The following is a 14528-nucleotide window of genomic DNA, read 5'->3' as shown; positions in this document are numbered from 1 at the left end:
ATAACTTCCCGATGACAAAATTCATGGTCGGAGGTTACCTTGGTTATCATTATAAACATGCCATTGGTTTGCGCTTTGCTTTAAATTTTGGTACGCTGGAAGGTGACGATGCGATCATTAAAGGCAAAGGCGGATATGAAGAGGCGCGTAAAATTCGGAACTCCAACTTCCGTTCCAAACTGTCCGAGGCCATGTTACTGTTGGAAGTATATCCCACTACTTTTATTGAAAGTGATCCTGATGACACCTGGCTGAAGCTGCGCCCTTATGGTGTAATTGGCGTAGGTGTATTTAAATTCAATCCACAAGGTACTGATCCTGCTACGGGCAGTTGGGTAGATCTGAAGCCGCTTCATACAGAAGGGCAAGGTTTTCCCGAGTATCCCGACCGCAAAGAATATAAACTGACCCAACTGAATATTCCGATGGGCTTTGGTGTAAAATACTTCATCACTGAAACATTCCATGTGAGTCTTGAAGTACTGCACCGCAAAACATTTACAGATTATATAGATGACGTAAGTACCAACTATGTTGATCCTGCCGCTTTCTATGCCAATCTTCCGCTGGCACAAGCGCAAGTAGCAGAACGGTTGGCTAACAAGAGTGGTATCAATACGCCCACGCGTTTTGAGGCAGGTATGAAGCGTGGAACACCATCTAATAATGATGCTTATTACACCTTCAATCTCAAAGTAGGCTTTAGATTAACCAGCACAGACCGGTATGGCAATTCAACACGATGCCCTATCCGATTCTAAGTGCATAGTTCCGATAAAAGTATTTGTTTGATCCGTACCCTTTTCAAAACTATTCTGCCTTTTTAACGAAAGGTCATCCTATGCGAACAAATTTACCCGAGAGAAAACTACATGGTTATACTATGCCCCTGCTGGTCATTGGCATGTTATTATCGACTGTATCTTCCTCTGCCTTACCAGCTTTTTCCTCTACGATGAAGGAACAACCTGCAGATACGATCTTGGTTCAAAAGCAGGTGAATACCAAAAAGCATAAGATCAAGTTGTATCCCAATGCCACTCACCAGGTGCTTTTTTCAGCGCTCATGGGGAGGATGGCAAGATCTATCAATTGTTCCTATTTAACCTGGAAGGCAAACTGATAAAGCAGGTTAATATCCGCAACAAGGAAACAACTGTACTAAACAATATGGGAAAAGGTAATTACCTGTATGAAGTGTTTAGTGAAGATGAGCGTTTAGAAAATGGTCAGGTCATTATTCGATAGCAAGCCGGCGTTATTTGTTGTTTGCTATCCTTAAATAATTACCAATAAGCAGCAGGGAAAGTTAGTAGAATCCAGATATCCGGTTGAGTCAAAAACCTGATCCGTTCCCTATAGTTCACATACCCTGATAAAAAAGAGATTTTATTGATCGTTCCCTGCGCTTGCTTATTGGAAAAGTAAGAATTAATTCTGGTCAACCCAGTATCCTCCGGTAGCCGGCTATGAGAAATGGCCGGCTATCTGTTTTTATTTCAAAAAGATGGTCCCCGCTTCTTCCCAACTGCCCAGCCTTTGGTATTCGGTTTCGGTAAAGTTGTGGGGGATGAATACAGGAGTTTTTTGCCGGGGAAATGTACGAGGTTGCGCACATGATCGTCGATCATGTAATCGCCATACACCAGCTTCTTATCACCGCAGAGTGTTAATTGTTTCCAGCTAAAGAAAGGAAAATGTTCCTGAAGCCAATCGTACTTATCTTTTAATGAATTGGGAAACTCCATCGCCGCGGATACAATGTAGATATCATAGCGTTCATTCATTTCACGCAGCACTTCTACGCTATCTTTCATGACTGGCAGGTGGCGAAAAAAACCAGGGGCCCTTAAACGTTCCCAGATCACGGCGTGGTCTTCTTCGGGGAATCCTTTTAGCCAGGAGCCTGTCATTTTGGTGTAATCTACTTTTTTCCGAATTTACTTTCGTACCATGTTACCATATCCCCCATGGGATCGGCAATTACTTCGTCCATGTCAATAATTACTCTTTCCATTGGTAATGCTTTTAATAACCGCGAGCCATGAGCTTCGAGCTGCGAGCTAATACACTTATGCCCGAAGCCCGCTGCTCACAGCCCGTAGCTTTTTATTTATTTTAATTCTTCTTTCAAATACTTAGCCGTGTGGCTTTCCTTCACCTTTAGCAGGTCTTCGGGTGTACCCTCAAACAGTATCCTGCCTCCCCATCGCCCCCTTCGGGGCCCAGGTCGATGATATGATCGGCTACTTTAATGACATCCATATTGTGTTCAATGACCAATACGGTATTGCCCCTGTCGACCAACTTGTACAATACATCGAGGAGGTGCTGGATATCTTCAAAATGCAAGCCTGTGGTAGGCTCATCAAGAATATAAAAGGTTTTACCGGTATCTTTTTTGCCAAGTTCAGTAGCCAGCTTAACCCGTTGTGCTTCGCCACCGCTAAGTGTTACGGCACTTTGGCCCAGGGTAATATAGCCCAGCCCTACTTCTTCCAAAACTTTTATCTTCCGATAGATATAGGGAACATTCTGAAAGAACTCCACGGCATCTTCCACGGTCATATCCAATACATCGCTAATGGACTTCCCTTTATAGCGAATTTCGAGTGTTTCGCGGTTATAGCGCCTGCCCTGGCATTTTTCGCAATGAACATATACATCGGGCAGGAAATTCATTTCGATTACGCGCATGCCGCCGCCTTCACAAACATCACAACGACCGCTTTTAACATTGAACGAGAATCGGCCGGCATTGTACCCCTAATCTTGGCTTCGGGCACGGAAGCAAACAGGGTACGTATATCGGTAAAGAAACCACAATAGGTAGCCGGGTTGCTACGGGGCGTGCGGCCAATGGGTGATTGGTCAATTTCTATCACTTTGTCTATATGCTCCAGTCCCTTGATACTTTTGTATTCAAGGGGGTTCATTTTGGAGTTATAGGCATGTTTGCTAAGTATGGGATAGAGTGTTTCGTTTATTAATGTAGACTTTCCGCTACCGCTCACTCCTGTTACGACTATAAACTTCCCAGTGGGAATTTCGTATCTACATTCTTCAGGTTATTACCCTTAGCTCCTTTTATTTCCAGGAACTTACCATTGCCCCGGCGGCGTTCTTTGGGCACGGCAATAGCGCGATGCCCATTAATATAGGAAGAAGTAAGGGTATCTAATTTTAATAAAGCAGCAGGGTCACCCTGGGCCACTATCCTACCTCCGTGGAATCCTGCCTTGGGTCCAATATCGAACAGGTAATCGGCTGCCAGCATAATGTCTTTATCATGCTCTACCACCAACACGCTATTCCCAATATTACGCAGGTTTTTAAGGGCTTCGATGAGGCGCATGTTATCGCGCTGGTGTAAACCAATACTGGGTTCATCGAGGATATAAGTAATGCCCTGCAGTTGTGATCCGATCTGTGTAGCCAACCTAATGCGTTGTGATTCGCCGCCGCTCAAGGTGCGGGAGGTCCGGTTCATGGTGAGGTAGTTCAACCCCACATCGAGCAGGAACTGCAAGCGTTCGCGTATTTCTTTCAATACATCTTTAGCAATGGCGTTCTGTTTATTGCTTAAGCGGTTTTCAATGCCGGTAAACCACTTCATGAGTTTGTCGAGGTTAAACTCGCTTAGCTCGGCAATGTTTTTTTCATCCACCTTAAACCACAGGCTTTCTATTTTTAGCCGGGCCCCATTGCAGGAGTTACAAACTCTCAACTCCATGAACTGTTCTACCCAATCGCGGAGGGCATCGGTATTACCACCGGCGAACCAACGTTTTAATTGGGGTATTACGCCTTCGTATTCGGTTTGATACAAAGGGCCTCCGGTGGCGGTATCATCAAAATCAAATTGTTCTTCTTCCTCCGGCGGGGTTTCATTTCCGTAAAGAACGAGGTTCAAGGCCTTTTTAGGCAGGTCTTTCACGGGTATATCGAGGCTGAATTTATTCTTTTTAGCCAGTTGTTGTACCTGCTTAAATACATGGGCATCGCGTTCGGCGCCAAGGGGTGCGATGGCCCCTTCATTAAGGGTCAGGTTCTTGTCTGGTATAATAGCTTCCAAACTGATCTGGTACACGTTGCCCAGCCCTTTACATACGGGGCAGGCGCCATAGGGGCTATTGAAGGAAAAAGTATTGGGAGAAGGTTCTTCATAGCTGATGCCAGTGTCTTCACACATCAACAGTTTGGAATACTGAATCACCGCGCTTTCCGATGCGTTCTTTTTAGCAGAGACCTTGGCCTCTTCTACGGCCAGGAACATAAGGTCTTTACCTACCTGCAAGGCTTTCTGAACACTTTGGCTTAACCGTACACGCATGTCATCGTCAACTGGCAGGCGATCTATAACGACTTCAATATCATGAATCTTATATCGGTCTATCTGCATTTTGGGTACGAGGTCCTGGATCTCTCCATCGATACGGGCTTTGAGGTATCCTTTCTTGCGAATGTCTTCAAAAAGCTCGCGGTAATGGCCTTTACGTCCACGAATGAGGGGGCCAAGACAGTAATCTTTTTACCCATATATTTCCTGAACACATTCTCAACGATCTCTTCTTCGCTGAACTTCACCATCTTTTTACTGGTGTTGTAACTATAGGCTTCCCCGATACGGGCATATAATAAGCGCATGAAGTCGTAGACTTCGGTAATGGTGCCAACGGTGGAGCGTGGGTTTTTATTGGTGGTCTTCTGTTCGATGGAGATAACAGGAGAAAGGCCGGTGATCTTGTCGACCTCGGGTCTTTCCATATCTCCAATGAACTGGCGTGCGTAAGCGCCAAAGCTTTCCATATACCTACGTTGGCCTTCGGCGTAGATGGTATCAAAGGCGAGTGATGATTTACCACTGCCACTGATACCCGTAATTACGACCAGTTTATTTTTCGGAATACTAATGTCAATGTTCTTGAGATTATGTACACGTGCTCCAAACACTTCAATTGCATCCTGGGATGTGTTACTGCCGGATTGTCCGTTCTGTGCCGGCACTGCCTTTTTAACTTTCGCCATATTATTTTTTGGGAAGGGTCAAAGATAAGAACAAATGCCAGATGGAATGGTTGAGTACCAGAATGAGGATTTTCTTTCTCATTTTCAGGCAGATATGGCAGTTTTTTGTATTGTGGTATAAAGTTTGAAAGGGGTGATCAGGATTAATTTACATAAAACTAATGTTATGAAATCACTTCAAAGCACCCTCACAGCATTCGCAGCCGCCGCCATATTATTGGGCGGATGTCAAAGTATGAACAAATCACAGAAAGGCGCAGTTATTGGTACTGCGGGCGGAGCCGCTGTAGGCGCCGTTGTGGGTAAAGTAGCAGGAAATACTGCATTGGGAGCGATCATAGGCGCCGCAGTAGGTGGCGTTAGCGGCACCTTAATAGGTAAGAAAATGGACAAACAGGCCAGGGATATCGAAAACAGGGTTCCCGGCGCCAAGGTAGAGCGTGTGGGGGAAGGTATTGTGGTGGAATTCAGCGACAAAATACTGTTTGGTTTTGATCAGTCTAACCTGTCAGCATCAGCGGAAGGCAACCTGGATAAACTGGTTGGTGTATTGAAGGAAAATCCTGATACGGATATTGAAGTACAAGGGCATACTGATAGTAAAGGGGCTGATGCTTACAATATGGGCCTTTCTGAAAGAAGGGCCAGTTCGGTAGCTTCTTATTTGCGGAATCGTGGGGTTAGCGCTTCACGGGTTACGACGAAGGGTTATGGAGAAACAGCACCTGTAGCCAGCAATGATACGGAAGAAGGCCGGGCGCAAAATCGCCGTGTCAACTTCCTGATCACTGCGAATGATAAGATGAAACAAGATGCGAAGAAAGAGGCCGGCAATTAATAGTCAGGTTGTTATTTAATAACAAACACACCACGGCAAGAAAGCATAAACAAAATCAATAGCAAATGAAAACGAAAGTAATCGTACTGATCGCTGCTTGTTTGGCAGGAACCTTTATCTCCCAGGCACAAACTAAGAAATCCGCTGCAGGAACTACCACGTTTGGAATCCGTGCCGGTGTTAATTTTCAAAATCTGAATGGAAAATTTGCCGGCAGTGACCTGGACAATAAAATCAAGGTGGGCTTTAATGCCGGAGTAAACGCTGAAATTCCAATTGCTGATGAGTTCTATCTGCAGCCCGGTCTATTGTTCAGCAGCAAGGGCGCCAAGGCTGACAACAACTCGGATACCAAGGTGAATATCAATTATCTTGAATTACCAGTTAATGTTGTTTACAAGACGATCCTGGGTACTGGCAACTTATTACTGGGTGCCGGTCCTTATGCAGCGTATGCATTAGGAGGTAAAATCAAAACAAACAATGGCAATGTTGATCTGGAATTTGACAGTAACCTTAAGCCAGGAGAAATTCTGAAGTATGGTTATACGTTCAAACGTTTCGACTTTGGCGCCAACCTATTGGTTGGATATGAATTCAGTAATAAGTTCTCGGCTCAACTGAATGCGCAATTGGGTCTTGCCAATATTAGTCCAAAGATAGATGGGCTTGACAAAAAGGATTACAGAACAAAGAATACGGGCTTTGGCATTTCGCTGGGCTACCGGTTATAATGGATCTATAAAGCCATCAGGCACTTTATTCGGCAGGCTGTCCCCAGGGGGCAGCCTGTTTTGTTAAGGGCTGATAATGAGCCCCTACCCCGGCTGGTTGAGGGTTTGGCAATTCTTTTGAAAAGAAATTTGGAAATTTATTACCGGGTTATATCTTTGCACCAGTTCTTTTACATCTCTTATCAAGAAAGGCTGAGGGAAATGGCCCTGCGAAGCCTTGACAACCTGTCGCGCTACCAAGCGCGATAAGGTGCCACGTCCAGCTCCGACGTAAGTCGGAGACAGATAAGTCAGACCAATAGCTTCAACATTACTGTAACAACATAATTGAAAAGCTCTTCTGACTGATCGGAAGAGCTTTTGTTTTATAACCCTTACCTACCGGTAAGGGGTTAATTGCTCACCCACCTGGTGAGCTTCACTTAAAAAAACTCTTCCGAAGAACTACTCTTGATAAGTGCTGTCGCAGAACCCTGTATAATCACAACATTTAACATCGTTCAGGCCCCTCCTTATGGCTGGGCAGAACAAAAAACTGTTTATCATGCAAGCGACAACACAACTCATTCACAGCATTCCTGTAGATCCTTTAACCGGCGCGGTATCGGTACCTATTTACCAAACTTCCACTTTTGTACAGGAAGCGCCGGGAGTTAACAAGGGTATGATTATGCCCGTAGTGGTAACCCAACGCGGGCCGTGCTCGAAAACCTGCTTGCCAAACTGGAAGGCGGGGCAACAGGTCTTGCTTTCAGCAGTGGGCTGGCTGCTATTGATGCTATTGCCAAACTATTAAAGGCGGGTGATGAAATAGTAGCGGTAGATGATATTTATGGTGGCGCCTACCGGTTGTTTACGCAGGTGTACCAACAATTTGGTATTACGATTCATTTTGTAGACACGTCCGACCCGGAAAAAGTATTCAATGCCATTACCCCAAAACAAAGCTGATCTGGCTGGAAACGCCTACCAACCCAACGCTGAAAATATCGGATATTGAAGCTATTGCTAAAATTGCCAAAGCGAATAACTGTTTGCTTTGTGTAGACAATACGTTTGCCTCCCCTGCTTTGCAGAAACCGCTTGGGCTGGGAGCAGATATCGTAGTGCATTCAGCTACCAAATACCTGGGTGGTCATAGTGACCTGATTGCCGGAGCTGTAATAACCAAAGACAAAGCATTGGGCGACAGGATAAAATTTATCCAGAATGCCTGTGGCGCTATCCTGGGGCCTTTCGATAGTTGGTTGGTGATCCGGGGTATTGAAACGCTTCACCTGCGCCTGCGGCAGCATTGTGCTACGGCACAAGAAGTAGCCGGGTTCCTGGAAAAGCATCCGGCAGTTGATAAGGTGTATTATCCAGGGCTCAAAACGCACCCCAATCACGAGATCGCTAAAAAAGCAAGCCAAGGGTTTTGGGGGCATTGTTTCCTTTAGCCTGAAAGAAGATACCCTTGAAGCTGCCACCCGATTTGCTACCTCAACACAACTGTTCAAGCTGGCTGAAAGCCTGGGTGGTATTAAGAGCCTGATCAGTCATCCGGCTACGATGACGCATAAGTCGATCCCTGCCGACAAACGCCAGGCAGCTGGTGTATCGGATAGCCTGGTGCGCCTGAGCATTGGACTGGAAGAGGCGGAAGACCTGATCATCGATTTGCAGGAAGCATTGGACGGATTGACGGTACGTACTACAGCTGCTTTACAAAACGAACTGGCATAATTCATCAACACAATAAAAACATGGCTTCGGAAATAACAAAAGAACCGGTTAAGACGTACAAGGACATCGACAGTAGTCTCTTAATCGGCATCCCCAACCCTACTACGCAGGCTTACGAGATCAAGATCAAGATCCCTGAATTTACGTTCCTCGGGGTGAAAGAACAGCCTGATTTTGCGGTTATCTACCTTACTTTTTATCCTAAAAAGAAGATCATCGAATTAAAGTCTTTCAAGCATTATGTTTTCCAGTTGCGGAATATCGTAGTATCGTACGAACGGCTGATAAACATTATTTATGATGATCTGTTAAAGGTATACGATCCGGAAAGGTTAAGGCTGGTCATGATCTGTAATCAAGGGGTGGTATCAGTTCCAAGCTTACGATCGATTCGGACTGGAAAACAAGGGGCGGACAGGAGAAGTTCAACGATTGGCAGATCATTGAAGATGAATGGTCGGTAAGCATGTAATGCAGCAAATTTGAAACAGGCGATTGCCGGTGCAATAAGGAACAATAACAACAACAAATAACAGTTCAGGAACAAAAAAATCGCAACAGCAAATGGACGCTCATAAACAGTTAACAATTGGTTTATTTGGATTCGGAGTAGTGGGAGAAGGATTGTATAAGGTATTGCAACAAACGCCTTCGCTGAAAGCCACGATTAAAAAGGTATGTATTAAAAATCCTGGTAAAAAAGGGATGCGCCGGCTGAATTATTTACTACGGATAAAGATGTATTATTGAATGACCCGGAAATCAATGTCATTGTAGAAGTGATCAATGAATCGGAACCAGCTTTTGACATTGTATCGACCGCGCTTAATAATGGTAAGGATGTAGTAAGTGCCAGCAAGAAAATGATTGCAGAACATCTGCCCGAATTATTGGGACTGCAGCAAAAGACAGGTCGTTCTGTATTGTATGAAGCGGCAGCCTGTGCTTCGATCCCGGTAATCCGGAACCTGGAAGAATATTATGACAATGACCTGCTGCACTCGATCAAGGCTATTGTTAACGGCTCGACCAACTTCATTCTTACCAAAATGTTTGAAGACAAGTTGGATTATCAACAAGCGGTATTGCTGGCACAGCAACTGGGTTTTGCAGAAACGGATCCCAAATTGGATGTTGAGGGGTATGATGCTGCCAATAAATGGACTTTCCTGCTTACGCATGCTTATGGCATTGTAGAAACTACCGACAATATTGTATTTAATGGCATTCAGAACATCCAGGGAAGTGATGCTACGGTAGCCGCCGAGAAACATTTTGACATCAAGCTGGTAGCACAAGCCAAGAAATTACAGAATGGTAAAGTAGCCGCCTTTGTGTTGCCGCAATTCATCAAGCACGACGACCACCTGGCTTTTGTTAAAAATGAATACAATGGGGTGGTGATCGAAAGTGGCTTTGCGGACAAACAATTTTTCTATGGTAAAGGAGCCGGCAGCTTTCCTACCGCTTCTGCTGTATTGAGCGACCTCTCGGCCTTGCGTTACCAATATAAATATGAATACAAGAAATTATACCACCACGTTCCGCAGGAACTCACTACCGACTTTTACGTACGTGTGTATGTAAGTTTTGATGACTGGAAATACATTCCCAAGGAAAAATTTGAATGGATAGAAGAATGGCATGCAGAGACAGACCGCAAATACCTGGTAGGTGTGTTGCCATTTAAAGAATTACGTGACAATGGATGGTGGAGAGAAAACAATACTTCGCTTATCCTTTCACCAGAGGCTATTATAGAAGATGTGGAAATACGTAAGTTGAAAAGAAGAGCCTGGAGCTGGCTGGAATTATATAAGATATGGCTCGCCTTTATTGCAAGCCGGAGGCTTGCCAATAGACTCACTCGCCGGAGGCGAGCGAGTGTTAAGGAGCCGGAGGCAAGTGAGTGTTAAGAGAGGCAAGTGAGTGTTAAGCATATAGCTCGCTTTTTAATAAAGATTTTTGTTCGTCTGTTTTTTGTTGTTGTTTTTGCATGAAGAACAAAGAGGCTGTCAAAGAAAGGGACAGCCTTTTTCATTTTATAGCTCTATATGGCGTGTAATAGAATAGCGTCTTGTGAGATAAGTAAAAAGAATGGTTAAATTAACCGATGAAGATTTTGAAGCAGGCTTTTGCCTGTTTCCAGGTACTGTGTATGAATTGTTAGGTTTTACCTCTGGTAAAGAGGATACACTTTGCGTTGTTCACAGATAACCATTTATTGTAGGGGGCAGCCAGATCTTGAAAATATCAAAGAGCTCTTGACTTTTAATGGTTTTGAGAATACCAGACGGCAGGACTATTATAACAAGGAAATTGGATTGGAGTTAGAAGATATGCCTGATAAAAACGTGATTGTCAAAGACGACTTATCATTTTTCATTGATACCGTCTTTTATATCATGGAAAGAAAATAAATCTCACGGAACGATTGGTGACATTGTCGCTATTTCATCTATCAATTGCTTTACAGCATTAATACGATTAATCAATTTATTTAATTTGTTAGGCAATCTGCCGACGGACTCCAATTAAGAAAAGGCTTACAGCAATGTGAGCCTTTTTTATGCTGCATATTGTATACATATTATACTCCATCATACGCGATCGATACTGCCTAGGTCATACCGGATCAAGTCAAATTATTGGGGATGTTTTTTCACGTACGGGTTCGAACCTCATATCAGCACTTGGTAAATACTCACAAATCTGCCTTCGCTAATTGCGCAGGCTTAATTATTTTTAGCGCATGAATTTCTTATCCCAACTCAAAGAGCTAGCCAATATTTACGATCTGCAGGCAATGGATAACCTTGTAGAATTCCTTACACCTGTTCAACCGGAAGAAAACAAATAAGCTATCATTGATAAAACAGTTTCATACTTTGAATTCAATTCTTTATTTCCATGTATCACAGACTGCCTAGATATCTGCCTCTAGTGGCTATATTTTTGAGTCTCTTTTTGCCTTATTTTTTACAGGCACAAGAGCCGAGATACCAGCTTAGGCAATTTACTCCCAACCAAGGGTTACCAAGCTCGGAAGCACATGCTATACTATGTGATTCCAAAACTATTTGTGGATTGCAACAGACCACGGTGTTTGCCGCTATGATGGATATTCTTTTGAAACTTTTAATTTGCCTGATAACTCCGTTCTTTCGCTGTACGAGGATTATAAAAAAGAATATGGGTGCTTACATTTTCCGGAAAATTATTTATTTATGAAAATGACAGGTTTCACCCATACAAATACAATAATACTATTTTAAAAATTCAGCAAGGCCGTGTGTATTGCCGTATAGCAGTGGATTTGGATGAAACAGTTTGCCTTGGATTGCAATTCGAAGGTTTGATAACTATCGACTCATCCGGCAATGTTAGGAATGATTTTACAGAGAGCGACAAGTTAACCTATAAAACATATCAATCTAAAACAGGCGAATATATAACCTATATTAAAACAGCTAATGTTGCAAAGAGAAATCATGTGAGTTCTATATTGGAGTTTTCAGAGAATGGAAAAGATCATTTCGTCAGACTAACGGAATTGATACCTGGAAAAAATCGAACACAAATCCATTACAGAACGGCGGCTTCTTGTTTTATTCCGGGGCTTACTTAGTGAAAATAAGTGGAAAAAAATTGTAGAAAAGAAAATCGATGCTGATATACTTGATGTATTCGAGGACAAAAATGGCCAGATATGGGTTTCTACGGTACTTGCCGGCTTTTTTATACTGGATAAAGATTTAAATATCAAAGAACATTATCTGAACGGGCTTACTGTTACTTCTATTGAAATGGATCATGAAGAGGGGATGTGGTTTTCTACCTCGTCGCAGGGGTTTTTATTTACGAACCACGATGGTTCGCAATTTTAAAATAAAAACGATTTTTTCAATTATCCTTTTACTGATTTGGCTGCAGAGGGCGACTCGGTAATATGGATAGGTTCTATCAGTGAAAACCTCTACCGGTATACCATTGGCAATAGTATTGAAATAATAAAATTGCCGGTTTCGCATATGTATGATATTGTTCCCGGGCCTACCCCAAAAGGATATATGTGGCTGCATCCAACTCTACCTTAACAAAAAATGATCCATTTAAGGCGAAGCGATTCAAAGATCTTGAAATTGTTCCCGTTTTCGGATCCACCCAATTGATAAGAAGCGGCAGCGGTTTTATAGTGGGAACCAACTACGGAATAAATGACAATGATTCGCTGTTGTTAACCGAAAAATGCGCGTGTCCGCAATATACCGCGATAGTCATAACAGATTGCTCTTAGGAAACAACTCAGGTCTTTGGTACGTCAGCAATCGAACCGCGATGCTATATGACTCCTCAAATAAAATTTTACGATCAAGAATTACCGACATAGGAGAGTTTCGCAACAAATATCTATGCCTCGGTACAAGGGGTAATGGTTTTATAATGATCACTGCCGACTCATTGTACCAACTCTCGGAAAACGATGGCCTGGCAAGTAATAATATTCGTAAAATTTATTTTGATAGTAGTTATATATGGATCGCCACCAATAAGGGTGTAAGCAGATTGTCGGTCTCCTTTAATCCGGTAAGATTTATCATTCAGAATGTTGGTGTTCGGGAGGGCTTTTGTCAAATGAAATAAATGACATTCTCCAAGTGAATAAACAGGTGTTTATTTCAAGCAACGCCGGCCTTACAGTAATGGATGCTACAATTTTTCAAAAAAGAGGCAGGATAGCATGCCCTTTTACATTTCATCAGTAAAGATTAACGGCGAAACTGTAAAAACAACAACACTTATAATCTATCGTATAAACAGCGGAAGCTCGAATTGTTCTATACTGCACTCAGCTACCGAAGTAATGGCGATATCCAGTACAGGTATCGATTGAGTAAACCCGGATTTACCTGGTCGTATACTTCCGCCAGGGAAATTTTTTTGACCCTCTTCCGTATGGCGATTACAAACTGGAGATACAGGCTAAACTGAAGGACGGAATTTGGACGGGGCAGAACCTATTGTCAATTGATTTTAGTGTCCGCCCCCATTCTGGCGAGCCATATGGTTTATTGTTTTAGCGATACTGATTGTTGCCGCAGCCATTTTTATGACTATTCGCTGGCGCATAATGCAAATTCGTCGAAAAGAGGAAGAGAAGACTGCAATGAACAAAAAGCTGGTGGAGTTGGAAATGAGAGCGCTTCGGGCTCAGATGAACCCTCATTTCATTTTTAACGTTTTAAGTTCCATTCAATACTATATATTATACAATGATTCGATTTCGGCGCAAAATTATCTTAGTAAGTTTGCACGCCTGATAAGAATTACGCTCGACAATTCGCGTGTGACTTTTGTATCTCTTGAAAAAGAGCTGACATTGTTAAGGCTATATTTGGACCTGGAGAATCTACGGTTTGAAGAAAAATTTATGTATGAAATTGACGTTGATGCAGGAATTAACCAGAATGATGTATTGATACCCAATTTGTTGTTGCAGCCTTATGTTGAGAATGCAATAAAACATGGGTTCAGAGGCAGACTGGGTTCATTTCTTTCTGTCAGGCTGTGGCCCAGCCAAGGTAAGATCGTTTGTACAATTACAGACAATGGAATAGGACGGGTTGAAGCTGCCAAAGCAAATAATTACGAAATCGATGGGCATGTATCTGCAGGTACTTCAATTATTAGGGACAAAATTGAAGCGCTGAAAATACATTTTAACTATCACCTGTCTTCAAACACGATCGATGTCATGGAGGAAGGTGTGGTTACAGGAACTCAAGTAATTTTAGAAATCCCCGAAATAATGCCGTACAAATGATAAAAGCCATACTTGTAGACGATGAGATCAAAAGCAGGTTTACCCTTCAGAAGTTACTGGAAACTTATTGCCCGGAAATTTCTGTTGCCGGTAGCTGCGCTGATATAGGAGCTGCTTACAAATTGATAACCGATACAAAGCCTGATATATTGTTTCTTGACATAGAGATGATCGGGACAACAGGTTTCGACCTGGTGGAAAGGTTTGATACACCCGATTTTCACATAATATTTGTCACAGCTCATAGTCAATATGCTATAAAAGCCTTTAAATTTTCTGCCATAGATTATTTACTAAAGCCGGTAGATGTTGATGAACTGGTGTTTGCGGTAAAAAGGTAAAAGACAGGCTTAGTGAATCAGGGCAAAAGAAAAATACA

The 14528-nt window shown here is 42.9% G+C and carries 15 protein-coding genes, 2 pseudogenes and 1 riboswitch; of the genes and pseudogenes, 15 read left to right on the top strand and 2 right to left on the bottom strand.

Going from position 1 to position 14528, the window contains the following annotated elements:
* The first annotated feature begins 11 nt into the window (after positions 1-11).
* The 3 genes from RS881_RS10720 to RS881_RS59290 all read left to right on the top strand — a co-directional run bounded on the left by RS881_RS10720 (position 12) and on the right by RS881_RS59290 (position 1248).
* Complete coding sequence (locus tag RS881_RS10720; protein ID WP_315821070.1) at positions 12-761, top strand: hypothetical protein; 750 nt, start codon at positions 12-14, stop codon at positions 759-761.
* Positions 762-841: 80 nt separating this feature from the next.
* Complete coding sequence (locus tag RS881_RS10715; RefSeq protein WP_315821069.1) at positions 842-1123, top strand: hypothetical protein; 282 nt, start codon at positions 842-844, stop codon at positions 1121-1123.
* A complete protein-coding gene (locus RS881_RS59290; protein WP_350340110.1) occupies positions 1093-1248 on the top strand; it encodes a T9SS type A sorting domain-containing protein in 156 nt (51 codons plus the stop codon). Before RS881_RS10715 ends, RS881_RS59290 begins: the two co-directional genes overlap by 31 nt.
* A 251-nt stretch (positions 1249-1499) precedes the next feature.
* Here the strand turns inward: RS881_RS59290 and RS881_RS10710 are convergent, their stop codons facing one another.
* Both RS881_RS10710 and uvrA read right to left on the bottom strand, forming a co-directional pair.
* Positions 1500-1913 carry a 5' nucleotidase, NT5C type gene (locus RS881_RS10710; protein WP_315821068.1) on the bottom strand — a complete coding sequence of 138 codons (414 nt, stop codon included), beginning with the start codon at positions 1911-1913 and terminating at the stop codon, positions 1500-1502.
* A 200-nt stretch (positions 1914-2113) separates the two neighbouring features.
* Positions 2114-5028, bottom strand: a pseudogene (uvrA, locus tag RS881_RS10705) (excinuclease ABC subunit UvrA).
* 166 nt (positions 5029-5194) lie between these two features.
* On the opposite strand from uvrA, the gene RS881_RS10695 reads away from it, so the two are divergent.
* The 12 genes and pseudogenes from RS881_RS10695 to RS881_RS10645 all read left to right on the top strand — a co-directional run bounded on the left by RS881_RS10695 (position 5195) and on the right by RS881_RS10645 (position 14490).
* Positions 5195-5866, top strand: a complete 672-nt coding sequence (locus RS881_RS10695) for a YiaD family glycine zipper/OmpA-like lipoprotein (RefSeq protein ID WP_350340109.1) — start codon at positions 5195-5197, stop codon at positions 5864-5866.
* A 65-nt stretch (positions 5867-5931) separates the two neighbouring features.
* Positions 5932-6600, top strand: coding sequence for a porin family protein (locus tag RS881_RS10690; RefSeq protein ID WP_315821067.1), 669 nt, complete (start codon positions 5932-5934; stop codon positions 6598-6600).
* Between the two features lie 176 nt (positions 6601-6776).
* Positions 6777-6892, top strand: a riboswitch (SAM riboswitch).
* 407 nt (positions 6893-7299) lie between these two features.
* Positions 7300-8039, top strand: a pseudogene (locus tag RS881_RS10680) (trans-sulfuration enzyme family protein).
* Positions 7945-8325, top strand: a complete 381-nt coding sequence (locus RS881_RS10675) for a PLP-dependent transferase (RefSeq protein WP_315821065.1) — start codon at positions 7945-7947, stop codon at positions 8323-8325. The pseudogene RS881_RS10680 and the gene RS881_RS10675 overlap by 95 nt, the downstream one beginning before the upstream one ends.
* Before the next feature lie 20 nt (positions 8326-8345).
* Positions 8346-8789, top strand: coding sequence for a preQ(1) synthase (locus RS881_RS10670; protein WP_315821064.1), 444 nt, complete (start codon positions 8346-8348; stop codon positions 8787-8789).
* Positions 8790-8889: 100 nt separating this feature from the next.
* Positions 8890-9075, top strand: a complete 186-nt coding sequence (locus tag RS881_RS10665) for a hypothetical protein (protein ID WP_315821063.1) — start codon at positions 8890-8892, stop codon at positions 9073-9075.
* Positions 9072-10241, top strand: coding sequence for a homoserine dehydrogenase family protein (locus tag RS881_RS10660; protein WP_315821062.1), 1170 nt, complete (start codon positions 9072-9074; stop codon positions 10239-10241). Before RS881_RS10665 ends, RS881_RS10660 begins: the two co-directional genes overlap by 4 nt.
* Positions 10242-10523: 282 nt before the next feature.
* Complete coding sequence (locus tag RS881_RS59285) at positions 10524-10745, top strand: putative polyvalent protein kinase domain-containing protein (RefSeq protein WP_350340108.1); 222 nt, start codon at positions 10524-10526, stop codon at positions 10743-10745.
* Positions 10746-11521: 776 nt separating this feature from the next.
* On the top strand, positions 11522-11953 hold the full coding sequence (locus tag RS881_RS10655; protein ID WP_315821061.1) for a hypothetical protein: 432 nt from the start codon (positions 11522-11524) through the stop codon (positions 11951-11953).
* Complete coding sequence (locus tag RS881_RS59280; RefSeq protein ID WP_350340207.1) at positions 11886-12212, top strand: two-component regulator propeller domain-containing protein; 327 nt, start codon at positions 11886-11888, stop codon at positions 12210-12212. Before RS881_RS10655 ends, RS881_RS59280 begins: the two co-directional genes overlap by 68 nt.
* 1223 nt (positions 12213-13435) lie before the next feature.
* Positions 13436-14149 (top strand): sensor histidine kinase, encoded by a 714-nt coding sequence (locus tag RS881_RS10650; RefSeq protein ID WP_315821060.1) that lies wholly within the window; start codon positions 13436-13438, stop codon positions 14147-14149.
* Complete coding sequence (locus RS881_RS10645) at positions 14146-14490, top strand: LytR/AlgR family response regulator transcription factor (RefSeq protein ID WP_315821059.1); 345 nt, start codon at positions 14146-14148, stop codon at positions 14488-14490. Before RS881_RS10650 ends, RS881_RS10645 begins: the two co-directional genes overlap by 4 nt.
* The last annotated feature ends 38 nt before the right edge of the window (positions 14491-14528 follow it).

The organism is Paraflavitalea speifideaquila, assembly GCF_032395985.1.
In the GTDB taxonomy this organism is placed as follows: domain Bacteria; phylum Bacteroidota; class Bacteroidia; order Chitinophagales; family Chitinophagaceae; genus Paraflavitalea; species Paraflavitalea speifideaquila.
Note: the sequence above shows the minus strand (reverse complement) of the source record. Positions and strands in the feature narration are given on the sequence as shown.